Consider the following 15848-nt stretch of genomic DNA (forward strand, 5'->3'; position numbering starts at 1 on the left):
GCGGCGTCGGCAAGACCACCTCCAGCGCCAGCATCGCGTGCGGCCTGGCCCGCCGCGGCAAGAAGGTCGCCGTCATCGACTTCGACGTCGGCCTGCGCAACCTGGACCTGATCATGGGTTGCGAGCGCCGGGTGGTATACGACTTCGTCAACGTCGTCCATGGCGAGGCCACGCTGAAACAGGCCCTGATCAAGGACAAGCGCTTCGACAACCTGTTCGTGCTGGCCGCCTCGCAGACCCGCGACAAGGACGCGCTGAACAAGGAGGGCGTGGAGAAGGTGCTCAAGGACCTGGCCGCCGACGGTTTCGACTTCGTCATCTGCGATTCGCCGGCCGGCATCGAGAAGGGCGCCTTCCTGGCGATGTACTTCGCCGACCGCGCGGTGGTCGTGGTCAACCCGGAAGTGTCCTCGGTGCGCGACTCGGACCGCATCATCGGCCTGCTCGACTCCAAGACCGCCAATGCCGAGGTCGGCAAGAACGTGCCGGCCTACCTGCTGCTGACCCGCTACAGCCCGGCGCGGGTGGAAAGCGGCGAGATGCTCAGCATCGGCGACGTGGAGGAAGTGCTGGGGCTGAAGGCCATCGGCGTGATCCCCGAGTCCGGCGACGTGCTCAACGCCTCCAACAAGGGCGAGCCGGTGATCCTGGACACCGAATCCATGGCCGGCCAGGCCTATGAGGACGCGGTCGGCCGCATCCTTGGCGAGGAGCGCCCGATGCGCTTCATTTCCGTTGAGAAGAAGGGCTTCTTCAGCAAGCTGTTCGGAGGGTGACGATGGGACTTTTCGACATCTTCAAGGCCAAGAAAAGCACGGCCGAAACCGCCAAGAACCGCCTGCAGATCATCATCGCCCAGGAACGCAGCACCCGCGGCGGCCCGGACTACCTGCCGCTGCTGCAGCGCGAGCTGCTGGAAGTGATCAAGAAGTACGTCAACATCGACGCCGACGCGGTCAAGGTCGACCTGGTCAAGGATGGCGAGCACGACGTGCTCGACATTTCCGTGGCCCTGCCCGAAGGCCCGCAGAGCTGATTCCTGCACCCGGGGCCGCCTGCCGGCCCCGGGTGCCGATACTGATGCCCCTACCGCCCTCCACCGAGCCCGCCACCATCCTGTGCGTGGGCGATATCGCCTGGGACGACGCGGCCGCGCTGCTCGCCCGCCACGGCCTGCGCCTGAACCGGGTCGACGACGGGCAGAAGATTCCCGGCAGCTACTGGGGCGAACCCGAGGCCGGCATCATCGCCACCGATGTCTACGTGCGCGCGGACACGCCGGTGCACTCGATGCTGCACGAGGCCTGCCACCTGATCGTGCTGCCGCCCGAGCGGCGCGCGCTCGTGCACACCGACGCCACCGATTCGGTGCCCGAGGAAGACGCCACCTGCTACCTGCAGATCGTGCTGGCCGGGCAACTGCCCGGCGTCGGCAGCGCGCGGCTGATGGCCGACATGGATGCGTGGGGCTATACCTACCGGCTCGGCTCGACGCGTGCGTGGTTCGAGCAGGATGCCGACGACGCGAAGCAGTGGCTGGTCGAACGCAACCTGCTCGCCCTGCCCCTCCTGTAGGGCGGGGCAACGCCCCGCTGGGGCCTCACCGGGAAAGCCCCGCCGGGCGTTGCCCGGCGCTACAAAGCCACAGCAGCCCGTTCCTTGTAGAGCGGGGCAACGCCCCGCTGGGGCCTCACCGGGAAAGCCCCGCCGGGCGTTGCCCGGCGTTACAAAGCCACGGCAGCCTGCACCTCGTAGAGCGGGGCAACGCCCCGCTGGGACCTTACCGGGAAAGCCCCCGCCGGGCGTTGCCCGGCGCTACAAAGCCGCGGCGACCGGCCTGCCTGCATCACGGCAACGATGCGCCCATGTCCAGCGTGACCCGGGTGCCGCGCTCCGGGCCCGAGTGGATGTCCAGCTTCCAGCCCAGGTGCTCGCACAGGCGGCCGATCAGGTCCAGGCCGATGCCGGTGCGCATGTTGCGTTCGCCGCGCGCGATCTTGGCGTAGGCCGCGGCCACTTCCTCCGGACTCATGCCATGCCCCGGATCCTCGATGGTCACCACGGCCCGCGGCGTCAGCGACATGCGGATCACGCCGCGGTCGCTGTTCTCCATGGCATTGCGCAGCAGGTTGCCGACCGCCGCCTGCACCACCCCCACCGGCGCCACGATCGTGCAGGGCGCCGATTCCGTCACCTGGACCGACAGTTCCTTGCCGCCCGCAAGATAGGCATGGTCGGCGACGATCTCCGGCAGCAACTGCTCCAGCGCCAACGGCTCGCTCAACGCCGCCAGCCGCGCCGGCTCGCGGGCCAGCAGCAGCATCAGCTGGATCAGCTGTTCCATGCTGGAAGCGGTGCTGCGCACCCGCTGCAGCTGCTGGCGCGCGCGCGGCGGCAGTCCGGCCTGCTCCAGCGCCAGCTCGGCCGCACCGGTGATCACCGCGATGGGCGTGCGCAGTTCGTGGCTGGCCGTACTGATGAAGGCGCGCTCGCGCTCGACGAAGCGCTCGTTGCGCTCCAGGTAATCGTTCACCGAGTCGGCGATCACCTCCATCTCGGCGCTGCCGCGGGCGGTGACCTGCACCCGCTGGCCGCTGCGCTCGGGCTGCAGCCCGGCGATGTCGTCGGCCAGTCCGACCAGCGGGCGCACCAGCCGGTTCATGCCGACCCAGGCCATCAGCAGGGTGACGATCGCCATCGCGATGCCGGCCAATACCGCCCAGCGGGTGATGAAGTGCTCCAGGTCGGCGAAATCGGTGATGTCCAGCACCAGCATCGCGCGGCCGAAGTCGCTGGTCTCGCGCACCATGACCGCGCTGCGGTGCCCTTCCAGCCACACGCCGTCGTGCAGCCCGGGCATCAGGTGCGCCAGCACGTCCGGGATGCCATGGGCATCGTGCTCGCTGAAAAAATGCAGGGTGTCCGAATCCTGCCAGCGGTAGTCCGGGTCCACGCGCTTGTTGGCGATCACGCTGTCCAGTTCGGAATTGAGCAGCGCCCGCCATACCGAATGCTCGGCACGCTCGTGCACGTAGTTGGCGGCGCTGAACACCACCAGGGTCAGCAGGGCCAGATAGCTGGCCAGCCAGCCCAGCAGCTTGCGCCGCAGCGTCCGCCGCTTCATCGCTCGCCCGTCTCGGCCATCGCCGACGCGCTGGGCGCACACAGGCGATAGCCCACGCGCGGCAGGGTGTGCAGCAGTTTCTCCTCGAATGGACCATCGACGCTGCGGCGCAGTTCGTAGATGTGCGAGCGGAGCATGTCGCCGTCGGGCGGCTCCTCGCCCCACAGCGCGTACTCGAGCTGGTCGCGCGGCACCGCGGCCGGGCTGGCGCGCATCAGTACTTCCAGCAGCTTGCGGCAGGCCGGGTACAGGTGCAGCGGCTGGCCGCCACGCCGTACTTCCAGCGTGGCCAGGTCCAGGCGCAGGTCGTGCACTTCAAGCACCTTGCGTGGATTGCGCCCGTGCGTGCGCGCCAGCACCGCGTCCAGCCGCACTTCCAGTTCGGGCAGGGCGAAGGGTTTGGTCAGGTAGTCGTCGGCGCCTGCGCGGAAACCGGCGATCTTGTCGGGCAGTTCGTCGCGCGCGGTGAGCATGATCACCGGCACCTCGGAGCGGTGTTCCTCGCGCAGGCGCCGCAGCACCTCCGGCCCCTCCATGCGCGGCAACATCCAGTCCAGCAGGATCGCATCGTAGGACTGGGTGGCGGCCAGGTGCAGCCCGGTCACGCCGTCGGGGGCGACATCGAGCACATGGCCGCGCGCCTCGAAATAGTCGAAAAGATTGGCGATCAGATTGCGATTGTCTTCGATGACCAGCAGCCGCATGTGCAGAACCCTTGGAAGAACGATGCCCCGCCCCGCCTGTGGAACGCACTCCGGCGCCATCGACGGGCATCCAGGCGGCGGTGGGACGGGCGTGCGTGCCCATCGTAGCCGCAGCGGTGGTCGGAGCGACGTCGAAACAGGTGACAATGCGTCCTACGACGCGCTTCCCACGCCGGCCGCGCGATGATCCCCGACCACCCCGCAGACGAGCCCCGCGTGCGCCCGACCCGCCTCCGATCTTCCGCCCCCTGGTTCCTGCTGCTGGCCCTGATCGTGGCCAGCCTGCTGGCAGGGCTCGGCATGCGCGAACCCTCCCCGCCCGACGAGCCGCGCTTCGTGCTGGCCGCGCGGCAGATGGTGGAAACCGGGCAGTGGTTGCTGCCGCACCGGGGCAGCGAGCTGTACGCGGAGAAGCCACCGACCTTCATGTGGATCCAGGCCGCCACCTACAAGGTGCTGGGCAACTGGAACATCGCCTTCCTGCTGCCGTCGCTGCTGTCCGCGCTGCTGACCCTGTGGCTGACCTGGGACCTGTCGCGGCGGCTGTGGAACCGGCGCGTGGCGCGCTACGCGGTACTGGGGCTGTTCGTGTGCATCCAGTTCGGGCTGATGGCCAAGCGCGCGCAGATCGACATGGTGCTGGTGGGCATGACCACGCTGTCGCTGTGGGCGCTGCTGCGGCATCTGCTGCTGGGGCCCAACTGGAAGCTGCTGGCGCTGGGCGCCTTCGCCGCCGGTGTGGGCACGGTGACCAAGGGCGTGGGGTTCCTGCCACTGCTGGCGCTGCTGCCCTGGGCCGCCTGGCGCTGGCGGCACCCCCGTGTGACCGGCGCCGGGCGCGGCTGGGGCTGGTGGCTGATCCTGCCGCTGTTCATCGCCGGCACCTGCGTGTGGCTGGCGCCGCTGGGCATCGCCCTGCTGCACAACCCCGATCCGCACCTGCAGTCCTACGCGCAGGAACTGCTGTTCAAGCAGACCGGCACCCGCTATGCCAACGCCTGGCACCACAAGCAGCCGGCCTGGTACTACCTGCAGGTGATCGCCACGCTGTGGCTGCCGGGCAGCCTGCTGCTGCCGTGGCTGGTGCCGGCCTGGTGGCGCCGCCTGCGCCGCGCCGATCCGCGCTACATCGTGCTGCTGGGCTGGGCGCTGCTGGTGCTGCTGTTCTTCAGCGCCAGCCCGGGCAAGCGCGAGGTCTACATCCTGCCGATGCTGCCGGCGCTGGCGGTTGCGGCCGCGCCGCTGCTGGCCGGGTTGCTGCGCCGCACCGGCGTGCGCTGGGCGCTGCTGGCATACGTGCTGCTGCTGGCGGTGGCGACGCTGGCCATCGGCTATGGCGCGCTGCACGGCGACGGCTGGGCGCAGCGCAACGCGGCCAAGCGCGCGATCGACCCGTGGGTGCTGCCGCAGGTCGGCGCCTGGCTACTGGGTTTCGGCATCGCCGCACTGGCGCTGGTGGCAACGCTGCGCCTGCGCCGCGCCGGGCTGGCGGCGGTGCTGGCCACCGTGCTGCTGTGGGCGATGTACGGGCTGGGCCTGATGCCGGCGCTGGACCCCTATAGTTCGGCCGCCGCGGTCATGGACAAGGCACGCCAGCGCATCGGCGACGGCGAACTGGGCATGGTCGCCTGGCGCGAGCAGAACCTGCTGCAGACCCATCCGCAGGCGGCGGACTTCGGCTTCAAGCGCCCCTGGTCCGAACAGTGGGAACTGGCCGGGCAGTGGGTGGCGGCCGCTCCGGAGCGGCGCTGGCTATTCGTCCTCAAGCAGGCGATGACGCCCTGCGCCGACCCGGCACGGGTGATCGACATCGGCAGCGCCAACCGCAACGAATGGCAGCTGCTGCCGGGCACCGCGCTGGATACCGCCTGCGTGGCCGCAAGCCACGGCGAAGTCGCCGAAACGCCGGACGAAACCAACGACGACTGAACCCGGTGTGGCATTAACGTCCTGCCGACGCGCCTCCGACCAGTCTCCGACATGCCGGGACCGACCATGCCGCCATTCACCGTCGATGGCGTACCGCTCCTGTGCCTGCCGTTCCTTCCTCGCCTGCTCCCTATGCATTGCCGGTCGGCGGGCTCGCCGCCACCCGGCGCGGCTTTCTTGGCCGCCACCTGCTGATTCCCCTGCTGATCGCGCTGGCCGCCAGCGCGGTACTGATGGCCGGCAATGGCGACCAGTGGCTGGCCGACCTGTTCTACCGCTGGGAGGGCGGCCAATGGGCACTCAAGGATTCCTGGTGGACCAGCCATGTGGTCCATCGCGGCGGCAAGAACCTGAGCACCCTCGCCGCACTGCTGGTGATGCTGGCCCTGCTGCGCGCCTGTTTCGACACCCGCTGGAAGCCGTTGCGGATGCCGCTGCTGTACCTGCTGCTGGCGGTGGGCCTGTCCACCGGCATGGTCGCCCTGCTCAAATCCATGACCCAGATGGATTGCCCCTGGGACCTGCAGCGCTACGGCGGCCTGCGTCCGTTCATCGGCCTGTTCCAGCCACGCCCGGTCATGCTCGGCCATGCCGCCTGCTTCCCGGCCGGCCATGCCAGCGCCGGTTATGGCTGGGTGGCGCTGTACTTCTTCGCGCTGCGGATGCGCCCGCAATGGCGCTGGGCGGCATTGGCGGTCGCCGTGGCCACCGGCCTGGTGTTCGGCATCTCCCAGCAACTGCGCGGCGCGCACTTCCTCTCGCATGATGTGTGGTCGCTGGCGGTCAGCTGGACCGTGGCGGTACTGATCTACCTGCTGATGTTCCCGCCGGCCAAGGCCACCCCCTTCAAGGAAGAAGCTCGCGCATGAACGCCGTCTCCCCGCCCCTGCCCGCATCGACCACCGCATTCGCGCGTCTGCGCCGGTGGCGCCCGGAAATCACTACCGAAACGCTGATCCTGCTGGCCAGCGCGTTCTTCGCGCTGGTCTGCAACGGCCTGTTCTGGCGCGACGCCATGGCCACGAACCCCGGCAGCGTGCTGTTCGCGCTGTCGCTGTTCGCCCTGTTGATGGGCGTGCATGCCCTGCTGCTCGGCCTGCTGGTGTGGCGCTGGAACGCCAAGGTGCTGCTGACGGTCCTGTTCGTCACCACCGCCTTCGCCACGCACTACATGAACAGCTTCAACGTCTACCTGGACGCGGACATGCTGCGCAACGTGCTGGCCACCGACCAGAAGGAATCGCGCGAGCTGATGACGCCGGCGCTGCTCCTGCCGCTGCTCGGCTACGCGTTGGTCCCGTGCGTGCTGCTGTGGCGCGTGCGCCTGCGCCGCCGCGGCTGGGGCCGCACCCTGCTGTGGCGTCTGCTGTTCCTGGTGGGCGTGGTGGTGGTGGCCGGCGCCGGCACGCTGGCCTCGTTCCAGAACGTGTCGGCGCTGATGCGCAACCATCGCGAGGTGCGCTACCTGGCCACCCCGGTGAACTACCTGATCGCGCTCAAGCAGAACCTGGTCACCTCCAACCCGATCAAGAACCAGCCCAAGCTGCCGCTCGGCACCGACGCCAAGGCCCCCCCTCGCGCAGCGGGCAGCAGGCCGCGCCTGCTGGTGCTGGTGGTCGGCGAAACCGTGCGCGCACAGAACTGGGGCCTCAACGGCTACGACCGCCAGACCACGCCCGAACTGGCGCAGGCCGGCGTGATCAACTTCCCCGACATGCACTCCTGCGGCACCAGCACCGAGGTCTCGCTGCCCTGCATGTTCTCGCCGTTCGGCCGCCACGATTACGACGAGAAGAAGATCCGCGCCCACCAGTCGCTGCTGCATGTGCTCGAACATGCCGGCATCGCCACGCTGTGGCGCGACAACCAGTCCGGCTGCAAGGGCGTGTGCGAAGGCCTGGACATCCAGCGCCTGGACGATGCGACCAAGCCCGGCCTGTGCGCCGACGGCCGCTGCATGGACGAGATCCTGCTCGACGACCTCGCCGCGCAGGTGCGCGCCAAGCCGGGCGACCGCGTCGTCGTCCTGCACCAGCTGGGCAACCACGGCCCGAGTTACTTCCAACGCTACCCGGCGCAGTTCCGCCAGTTCGCGCCGACCTGCGACACCGCGGACCTGGGCAAATGCAGCCGCGAACAGATCGTCAACAGCTACGACAACGCGGTGCGCTACACCGACCATTTCCTGGCCCAGACCATCGCCGCCCTGCGCGGCCTGGACGACTACGACACGGCCATGATCTACCTCTCCGACCACGGCGAATCGCTGGGCGAGAAGGGCCTGTATCTGCATGGCGTGCCCTATGCCATCGCACCGGACGAACAGACCCGCGTGCCGATGGTGATGTGGTTCTCGCCGCAGTTCGCCACCGACCGCGGCCTGGACCTGCAATGCCTGCGCGACCGCGCGCACCGCCGTACCGACCAGGACAACCTGTTCCCCTCGGTGCTGGGGCTGATGCAGGTCGGCACCTCGGTCTACGCGCGCGACCGCGACCTGTTCGCCGGTTGCGGGGGGTAAAGCCGCCCTTCGCGCGAGCACACTTCAATGCACGATGAGGCCTTTCCGGAACACCTGTCCGTAGAGGAAGCAAAAACAGTCGGTGTTTTCCAGGCGTCATTGCCGCTCTTTGCGGACAGCCTTCTGCCAGTACCCCGCCGAAGCCCCATCGCGCACTGAAGTGCGCTTCTTCGGTGGCAAGATGATCCGACTCACCCCGGAGAACCACCATGGCCACCTTCCCGCAATGGCTGCCCTGGGCCCTGCTGTCGGCCGCCTTCGCCGCGTTGACCGCGATCTTCGCCAAGCTCGGCCTGCAGCAGGTCGATTCCGACCTGGCGATGCTGCTGCGCACCGTCGCCATCGTCGCGGTGCTGGGGCTGTTCGTGGCCGCCACCGGCAAGTGGAGCAACCCGCTGGCCCTGCCCGGCAAGACCCTGCTCTGGCTGCTGCTCTCGGCACTGGCCACCGGCGCCTCGTGGCTGTGCTACTTCCGCGCCCTGCAACGCGGCCCGGCCTCGCAGGTGGCGCCGGTGGACAAGCTCAGCGTGGTGCTGGTGGCGGTATTCGCCTTCGCCTTCCTGCACGAACGCCTGGCCTGGCGCGAATGGCTGGGCGTGGCGATGATCGGCGGCGGCGTGCTGCTGATGGCCCTTAAGCGCTGAGGTGTTGTAGCGCCGGGCAACGCCCGGCGGAGCTTTCCGGTGAAGTCCCAGCGGGGCGTTGCCCCGCTCTACACGACCGCCGCGCTCTGTAGGGCCGGGCGACGCCCGGCGGGGCTTTCCCGGTGAAGCCCCAGCGGGGCGTTGCCCCGCTCTACAAGACGCAGATCGTCCAGCCTCCGTCTCGCTCCTCTCCACGCGTTCCTCGCCTCTTGCCGCGACCGCCGCGGCCCTCTAGCCTTCGCCGGTCAACTACCACCGGGGAATCGCGTGAAACAACGTCATCTGCTGCTGGCCCTCGCCGTGAGCGCCGGCGTGCTGTCGCTGGCCGCCTGCAACAAGGAAACCGCCACCGACACCGCCGCACCGGCGTCGCAGGCCGCGCCATCCGAGAGCGCCGACCAGTTCATCGCCCGGGTCAACGACGAGTACAAAGCCATGTACCCGGAAATGACCTCGGCGCAGTGGCTCTCGTCCACCTACATCAACGACGATTCCGCGCGCGTGGCGGCCAAGGCCAACGAGCGCTGGCTGACCACGCTCAACGGCTGGATCGAACAGGCCGGCAAGTACGAAGGCCAGCCGATGAGCGAGGACACAAAGCGTGCCCTGCACCTGCTCAAGCTGATGACCGCCATGCCGGCCCCGCGCGACCCGGCCAAGCTGGCCGAACTGGCCGCCATCGCCACCAAGCTGGAAGGCGACTACGGCGCCGGCACCTACTGCACCGGCGAAGGCGATGCGCAGAACTGCCGCCAGCTCGGTGAGCTGGAACAGGTGCTGGCGCGCTCGCACGACTACGCCAAGCAGCTCGACGCGTGGCAGGGCTGGCACTCCACCGCCGTGGCCTCGCGCGAGCCGTACCAGCGCTTCGTCGAACTGGTCAACGAAGGCGCGCGCGAACTGGGCTACACCGATGCCGGGCAGATGTGGCGCGCCGGCTACGACATGCCGGCCGAGCAGGTCGGCCCGGAAACCGACCGCCTGTGGGAGCAGGTCAAGCCGCTGTACGAACAGCTGCACTGTTACACCCGCGCCAAGCTGGACAAGGAATACGGCAAGGACAAGGCCGAAGTCGGCGGCGGCCTGATCGCCGCGCACCTGACCGGCAACATGTGGCAGCAGGACTGGAGCAACCTGTGGGACCAGCTGCAGCCCTACCCCGGCGCCGGCAGCCTGGACATCACCGCCGCGCTGGAGAAGCAGCACCAGGGCAACCTGAGCGCGGCGCTGGCCAAGGCCGGCGCCAACGCCGACGTCGCCGCCCGCTTCAAGGCCCAGCGCGAGGCCGAACTGGCCACCGCCAAACAGATGACCGAGCGCGCGCAGGACTTTTACGTGTCCCTGGGCATGCCCAAGCTGCCGCCCAGCTACTGGCAGAACACCCAGTTCATCAAGCCGCTGGACCGCAACGTGGTCTGCCACGCCAGCGCCTGGGACATGAACATGGGCGGCGACGGCAAGGACGTGGGCGCGGACGTGCGCACCAAGATGTGCATCACCCCGAACGAAGAAAACTTCACCACCATCTACCACGAGCTCGGCCACATCTATTACGACCTGGCCTACAACCCGCTGCCGCCGTTGTTCCAGGGCGGCGCCAACGACGGCTTCCACGAAGCCATCGGCGACACCATCGTGCTGGCGATGACCCCGCAGTACCTCAACTCCATCGGCCTGGTCGACAAGCCGCAGGAAAGCCGCGAGGCCACCATCAACGCGCAGATGCGCATGGCGCTGAGCGGCGTGTCGTTCCTGCCGTTCGGCCTGATGATCGACCGCTGGCGCTGGGGCGTTTTCGACGGCTCGATCAAGCCCGAGCAGTACAACCAGAAGTGGTGGGAACTGAAGGCCCAGTACCAGGGCGTGGCCCCGGCCAGCGCGCGCGGCGAGGACTACTTCGACGCGGGCGCCAAGTACCACGTGCCGGGCAACACCCCGTACCTGCGCTATTTCCTGGCGCGCATCCTGCAGTACCAGTTCTACAAGGGACTGTGCGACGCCGCCGGTTATACCGGCCCGCTCAACCAGTGCACCTTCTACGGCAACAAGGAAGCCGGCCAGAAGTACTGGGCCATGCTCAGCAAGGGCGCCAGCCAGCCGTGGCAGGCCACCCTCAAGGAACTGACCGGCACCGAGAAACTCGACGCCGCGCCGATGCTGGAATACTTCGCCCCGCTGCAGGAATGGCTCAAGCAGCAGAACGAAGGGCAGATGTGCGGGTGGCAGGCGGGCACCCCGCAGCCGGTGAAGCCGGCGGCGCCGTAAAGCCGGGTTGAAGCGTGGAGACGAAGGGCGCCTCAAGGCGCCCTTCGCTCAGGTGAAACCCGCGCGTGCCCCATATCTCGACATGACCTTAAAACACTGCCCATGACCGATATTTCCGCAAGCAGATCTCCCGGACTTTCCCCTGCCCCAGCAACACCGGCACACTCGCGGGGAATCATCTGGCTGCTCATCGGCCTGATCTCCAGCATCGTCGCGGCCATCGCCATCACCCTGATCGGCGCATGGGTTTTCCCGCAGTTCTCCGACACCTTCACCGCCTTCAGCCTGTCCGGCAACGAGTTGCCGCTGCTCACTCGCCTGACCACCCGCTTCTACCCCGCCATCTGGTGCGCCCCGGCTCTCGTGATCCTGATCCGGCTGTCCTGGCCCAGCAAGGCCCGCCGCCCGATCGCCGCAGGCGTGCTCGGACTGCTCACGCTGTTCGGCGGCGTGCCCCTGGTTTTTCTGTCGGCCTACCTGCCGATTTTCCAGCTGCTCTCGTCGGTGTAGGCGCCGCCGCCCCGGATTGAAGTGAACGGTTAAAAGCCGATGCAACCGGCAGGTTGATATCGCAACACCGGCGCACCATGGAGCCGGAGCAAAACCAGAACACGAAGGGCGCCCGATGGCGCCCTTCGCTTTTCTGCATCCAACCACGCTGACCTGCGCGGCAATCCGGTTACGTCGCATCCGCGTTACACCCACGGGCCAGCAGGTGTATTCGTTACAGCAGCATTCCTGCGGTATAACGCCGAAGCAAAACCATCCTACCCAATCGCTCAAGAGCCCTCCAAGCAACTGATGCAGAAAGGGAAAGCCACGCATTGCCAGCCCAATGGAAGTCAGCCATGATCCGCATTACACCGCGTTTAGGCGGTCCAATAGGCGTTGAGGTTGCACGGACACATCAGGGGGATATGATGGAAATAGCAAACACACTCATCATCTCTGCCACGCTACTCGGCCCAATTCTTGCCGTACAAGCTCAGAAGACGATTGAGCGTATTCGCGAGAGAAGACAGCGAAAGCTCTGGGTATTCCACACCTTAATGGCAACGCGCGCAGCTCGTCTAAGCACTGAGCACGTGCAAGCGCTCAACATGATTGACCTGACGTTCTATGGTCATAGAGCTCTAGGGATACATCGTCGATCTAAGCGGGAGCAGACGGTGCTGAACTCTTGGCGAGAGTACCTGGACCACCTTGAAACAAAATTTGAGGATGATCAAGCGGCGAACTGGAGAGCACGCGGAGAAGAGCTCTTTGTCAACTTGCTAAACGCAATTGCAGTTGACGTTGACTTTACCTTTGACCGCGTCCAGCTAAAAAAGCACATCTACTCACCCGTGGCTCATGGTCGCCTTGAGGAGGAACAAGAAAGGCTGCGCCGTCTCGCCATTGATGTTCTTTCCGGAGCAAGCCCCCTAAGCATGAATGTCACCAGCTTTCCAATTGATGAAGACGCATTGAAAGCACAGATTGATTTGCATCAGTCGCTACGATCTGCTTTAAACGGTGACGGGTCGCTTACAGTCAAAGTTAAAGATGACTAGCGTGCAACCTAACAATTCATTCAAGCCGACACCGCTTCGCGGCGCGGCTTAACTCAGGCGTTAGACCTGCTATGAAACCTCTCGTAATCCCACCCGCCACACAGCGCGATGACAATTCCATCCAAATGCTCAGCGCTTGGATCGCTGAGCACGGGCAGCACTGCACGATTAACATCGGCCTATGGCAGGACAACGGTCGTGAGGAGGCCCCGGCATGGGGCATCTTCCTAGCTGACACCATCCGCCACATCGCCAATGCACTCCAGGAGCAGTACGGCCAATCTGCACCCGACACCATTGCAGCCATCCTGGAATCACTCCACGACGAGCTGGGCAACCCCACATTTGATGCCAAAGGCGCCTTTAGTCATGGTCACGGGTAGCAGGTCTAACAATTCATTCAAGCCGAAGCCGCTTCGCGGCTCGGCTTAATTCAGGCGTTAGGCATCAAAGGACGGATCTGTGCGCGTTGACTTAGCCCTCTTTGAAGGTGACGAACTGCTGACCCGCGACAGCTTTCGCGTAGGTGCTGCCGAGCTCTCAAGCTTTTCCCCGCTGTTCAAAATCACTCACAAGCTCGGGCAAGAAGCGGCGGATATTGTTCTTTCAGAGTTCCCAACTCATGTTGACCTCAACACAATCGTCCTTAAGATGCCAATTCATGAGTCCTCTGATTGGGAGTCAATCGACATGGGCAGGTACTCGCTGGCATTCTGGTGTCGGCTTGATGCCTAACAATTCATTCAAGCCGACGCCGCTTCGCGGCGCGGCTTAATTCCAGAGTTAGGTGGCAATGATGCGTATTTTCAAGGGGGTTGGACTTGGCCTGACGCTAGTCGGCCTTGCTGGATGCGGGCCGCGTCTAACTGATAGCGGAGTACTCAACTATGCGTCCACTGGCTATGACAAAAGGCTCTACGACCAACCACCCAAGATCCTGGGCAGTCTGCGGGGCGTCGACGTAGTTGTTGAGTACAAATGTAGTGACATCTGCCCCAACCATACCGTCCGTATTATTCGATTCGAGTTGCCGAACGGCATGACCTGCAATGAGGCCGGAGGCCGCTATACCTACTTCGAGCTACCTCCGTTTAGTATGCAGCCCGAAGGCGGGTACTGCGTTCCCGCCGTACTGCTGGATAACTGGGACCAGTACGTGAAATGAGTTCACCACCTAACAGTTCATCCAAGCCGACACCGCTTCGTGGCGCGACTTAATTCCGGAGTTAGGCGCCAGGGGATGATCATGAAAACCGCAAGCAAGTTCATCGTCGTTGCCGCTACCTCGCTTGCTCTTGGCATGCCAGCCTCCGCACAGGATGACTTGTCGGCCCAAGGCATTCTGGCAATCGGAAAGAAGACCGGTGCCTGCGGCATCATGGATTCAATGATTCAGTTCCAAAAGACCATTCGCATGGAGGGCGGTGAGGCATTTGTGCTTCGCTTCTGGGAGGTAGAGGCTGCAAGACTCGGAATGTCTGTCCAGCAACTCTCGGAACAGTGCAACAAGTCGGTATCCGCATACGACACGCTCTGGAGCACAGCTGAGGCATTGCCTTGATGTACACATCTAACAATTCATTCAAGCCGACACCGCTTCGCGGCGCGGCTTAATTCAGGCGCCAAGTGTCATGGAATTTTCCCAGCCTGCGCCAACAAAAAGCATAGCTGTTCTATGCAGCTTGGCGGTGCTACCTGATGGTTCATTGAGGGTGGTACTTGACGACGCTCGCAAGGGCCAAGAGCCAGGCACTTGGGCATACCAAAGCTTGGTGACCTTCAAGGACTACCCACCTGGCACCCTTGAGGACTTGGCTACACTCCCGGAGGAAGAGCTGGCAAACTTCGGCTATTACGTGCTGGCCCGCCTGCTCGCGAGCAACGGACTTGGAACCTAACCGTTCGCTCAAGCCGAATCCGCCTCGCGGACCAGCTTGGTTACGGAGTATTGCCGGTGGACAAAACATGTTTTGCCTACCCGCCATCGCAGATCAGCTCTCCGGGCTCGGAACGATCGTGATGCAGCCATCTTCAATGTGCATGCTCGCCTTCTGGCCTGCGATAAAGCCCGCATGCCGCAGCCAGTGACCTCGCAGTCGGATATACAGCGAAGGTGTACGAAAGCGACGCCCCTGCTCTCCGGCAAGAACAACCCGTCCGCATACCGGTTTCGCAGTGCCGATCAACCGGCCAGTTTTTTCGCCAACCGTATTCGTATGCCGGCTTGCAAGATGGCTGTCGCAGCATGGGGTGCGATGGGTTCTTTCGCCGCAGGCCGGTAAAGTGTCGAAGCCTTCCTGCAGGAAACCCGCACCGTGTTCCTTTACTACGGCATCAGCCTCGTCATCAGCATGCTGGCATTGGCCGCCTGGACAATCGTCGCCGTGACGCACGTACCGGCGTATCACGGCGACGGCACCGGTCCGGATGGCGTCGTGATTCTGCTTTACCTGTCGCTCTGGCCTGTCGGCCTGCTGCTGGCGCACTCCGCCGGGTTGGCGTGGATCGTACATGCGAGGCGTCCCGCATCGATCCTGCAGGGTCGCCAGGGCCTCGCCGTGCATGGCGTGCTGGGTACCGCATTTGTCCTGTACGCGCTGTACCTGTTCCATCCGGGCTGATTCAACACGCCTTGCTCATACGACAAGGGCGCCCCGCGGCGCCCTTGTCCGTTCACGCCCCGACACAACTCAATGCGTGGCCGCAGCATCCTTCGCACCGATGCCGAGCTCCGCGGCCAGGTTGCGCTTCCAGGTATCGAAGTCGATGCCCTGCTCCGCCACTTCGGCATGCGCGGCATCCTTCAGCGCGTCGGAGTACATCAGCCGTACGGGCTTGCCACTGCGTTCGTGCAGTTCGGCGGCCTGCATGATCAACGCCAGCACGCGGGCGGCGCTGGGGGTTTCGCCGGCAATTTTGCCGTCCATGCCCAGCACCCATTCGCCGTCGCGGCGGACGATGCCGGCCAGCAGGGTGCGCTGCTGGTCGCGCAGTTCGGCATGCGGTTCCACCGTGGCCTTCGGCGCCGGGTTGGCGGCAGTCTGGTTGCGCTCGCGCTCGGCCAGCTTTTTCTTCGCCTCGCGGCGGCCCTTGGAGTGGATGGACATG

20 protein-coding genes are annotated in these 15848 nt (G+C 65.5%); 16 read left to right on the forward strand and 4 right to left on the reverse strand.

All coding sequences use genetic code 11. From position 1 onward, the window contains the following. The 3 genes from minD to ABB22_RS07635 form a co-directional block, all read left to right on the forward strand. Positions 1–776, forward strand: a 776-nt coding sequence (minD, locus tag ABB22_RS07625; RefSeq protein ID WP_057505175.1) for a septum site-determining protein MinD, incomplete at its 5' end; no start/stop codon positions are given. 2 nt (positions 777–778) lie between these two features. Next, a complete protein-coding gene (gene minE, locus ABB22_RS07630; RefSeq protein WP_055764330.1) occupies positions 779–1036 on the forward strand; it encodes a cell division topological specificity factor MinE in 258 nt (85 codons plus the stop codon). 44 nt (positions 1037–1080) lie between these two features. Further along, the gene (locus ABB22_RS07635; protein ID WP_055765329.1) at positions 1081–1575 is read left to right on the forward strand and encodes a hypothetical protein; all 495 of its coding nucleotides are present in this window, start codon (positions 1081–1083) and stop codon (positions 1573–1575) included. Positions 1576–1846: 271 nt separating this feature from the next. Here ABB22_RS07635 and ABB22_RS07640 read toward each other — a convergent pair whose 3' ends face one another. Continuing rightward, a complete protein-coding gene (locus tag ABB22_RS07640) occupies positions 1847–3124 on the reverse strand; it encodes a sensor histidine kinase (protein ID WP_055764327.1) in 1278 nt (425 codons plus the stop codon). After that, complete coding sequence (locus tag ABB22_RS07645) at positions 3121–3828, reverse strand: response regulator transcription factor (RefSeq protein WP_055764324.1); 708 nt, start codon at positions 3826–3828, stop codon at positions 3121–3123. The genes ABB22_RS07640 and ABB22_RS07645 overlap by 4 nt, the downstream gene beginning before the upstream one ends. A 183-nt stretch (positions 3829–4011) precedes the next feature. Between ABB22_RS07645 and ABB22_RS07650 the strand changes: the two genes are divergently transcribed. From ABB22_RS07650 to ABB22_RS07695, 12 genes are all read left to right on the forward strand, one after another. Beyond that, positions 4012–5757 (forward strand): ArnT family glycosyltransferase, encoded by a 1746-nt coding sequence (locus ABB22_RS07650; RefSeq protein WP_082443451.1) that lies wholly within the window; start codon positions 4012–4014, stop codon positions 5755–5757. 101 nt (positions 5758–5858) lie between these two features. Then, a complete protein-coding gene (locus tag ABB22_RS07655; RefSeq protein WP_082443450.1) occupies positions 5859–6626 on the forward strand; it encodes a phosphatase PAP2 family protein in 768 nt (255 codons plus the stop codon). Further along, positions 6623–8278, forward strand: a complete 1656-nt coding sequence (locus ABB22_RS07660; protein WP_082443449.1) for a phosphoethanolamine transferase — start codon at positions 6623–6625, stop codon at positions 8276–8278. The genes ABB22_RS07655 and ABB22_RS07660 overlap by 4 nt, the downstream gene beginning before the upstream one ends. Before the next feature lie 209 nt (positions 8279–8487). Further along, positions 8488–8922 carry an EamA family transporter gene (locus ABB22_RS07665; RefSeq protein ID WP_055764318.1) on the forward strand — a complete coding sequence of 145 codons (435 nt, stop codon included), beginning with the start codon at positions 8488–8490 and terminating at the stop codon, positions 8920–8922. Between the two features lie 267 nt (positions 8923–9189). Further along, positions 9190–11187 carry a M2 family metallopeptidase gene (locus tag ABB22_RS07670; protein ID WP_055764315.1) on the forward strand — a complete coding sequence of 666 codons (1998 nt, stop codon included), beginning with the start codon at positions 9190–9192 and terminating at the stop codon, positions 11185–11187. 102 nt (positions 11188–11289) lie between these two features. Beyond that, positions 11290–11697: a hypothetical protein gene (locus ABB22_RS07675; protein WP_055764312.1), complete on the forward strand. Its 408-nt coding sequence runs from the start codon at positions 11290–11292 to the stop codon at positions 11695–11697. 338 nt (positions 11698–12035) lie between these two features. After that, on the forward strand, positions 12036–12740 hold the full coding sequence (locus ABB22_RS18150) for a DUF6680 family protein (RefSeq protein WP_152984080.1): 705 nt from the start codon (positions 12036–12038) through the stop codon (positions 12738–12740). 71 nt (positions 12741–12811) lie between these two features. Beyond that, positions 12812–13123 carry a DUF5076 domain-containing protein gene (locus tag ABB22_RS07680; protein ID WP_082443448.1) on the forward strand — a complete coding sequence of 104 codons (312 nt, stop codon included), beginning with the start codon at positions 12812–12814 and terminating at the stop codon, positions 13121–13123. A 79-nt stretch (positions 13124–13202) separates the two neighbouring features. Beyond that, entirely contained in the window at positions 13203–13475 is a 273-nt protein-coding gene (locus ABB22_RS07685; RefSeq protein WP_055764306.1) for a hypothetical protein, read from the forward strand. A 58-nt stretch (positions 13476–13533) separates the two neighbouring features. Further along, entirely contained in the window at positions 13534–13905 is a 372-nt protein-coding gene (locus tag ABB22_RS18155; RefSeq protein ID WP_152984081.1) for a hypothetical protein, read from the forward strand. A gap of 75 nt (positions 13906–13980) precedes the next feature. Then, positions 13981–14301, forward strand: a complete 321-nt coding sequence (locus ABB22_RS07690) for a hypothetical protein (RefSeq protein WP_055764303.1) — start codon at positions 13981–13983, stop codon at positions 14299–14301. 70 nt (positions 14302–14371) lie between these two features. Next, positions 14372–14638, forward strand: coding sequence for a hypothetical protein (locus ABB22_RS07695; protein ID WP_055764299.1), 267 nt, complete (start codon positions 14372–14374; stop codon positions 14636–14638). Positions 14639–14731: 93 nt separating this feature from the next. Here ABB22_RS07695 and ABB22_RS19010 read toward each other — a convergent pair whose 3' ends face one another. Continuing rightward, positions 14732–15148 (reverse strand): SymE family type I addiction module toxin, encoded by a 417-nt coding sequence (locus tag ABB22_RS19010; RefSeq protein WP_425477793.1) that lies wholly within the window; start codon positions 15146–15148, stop codon positions 14732–14734. Here ABB22_RS19010 and ABB22_RS07700 point away from each other — a divergent pair. Beyond that, complete coding sequence (locus ABB22_RS07700; protein ID WP_055764296.1) at positions 15056–15361, forward strand: hypothetical protein; 306 nt, start codon at positions 15056–15058, stop codon at positions 15359–15361. The genes ABB22_RS19010 and ABB22_RS07700 overlap by 93 nt on opposite strands. A gap of 69 nt (positions 15362–15430) precedes the next feature. Here the strand turns inward: ABB22_RS07700 and ABB22_RS07705 are convergent, their stop codons facing one another. Next, positions 15431–15847, reverse strand: coding sequence for a hypothetical protein (locus tag ABB22_RS07705; RefSeq protein ID WP_055764292.1), 417 nt, complete (start codon positions 15845–15847; stop codon positions 15431–15433). Position 15848: the final 1 nt, after the last annotated feature.

Source organism: Stenotrophomonas nitritireducens, assembly GCF_001431425.1.
In the GTDB taxonomy this organism is placed as follows: domain Bacteria; phylum Pseudomonadota; class Gammaproteobacteria; order Xanthomonadales; family Xanthomonadaceae; genus Stenotrophomonas; species Stenotrophomonas nitritireducens.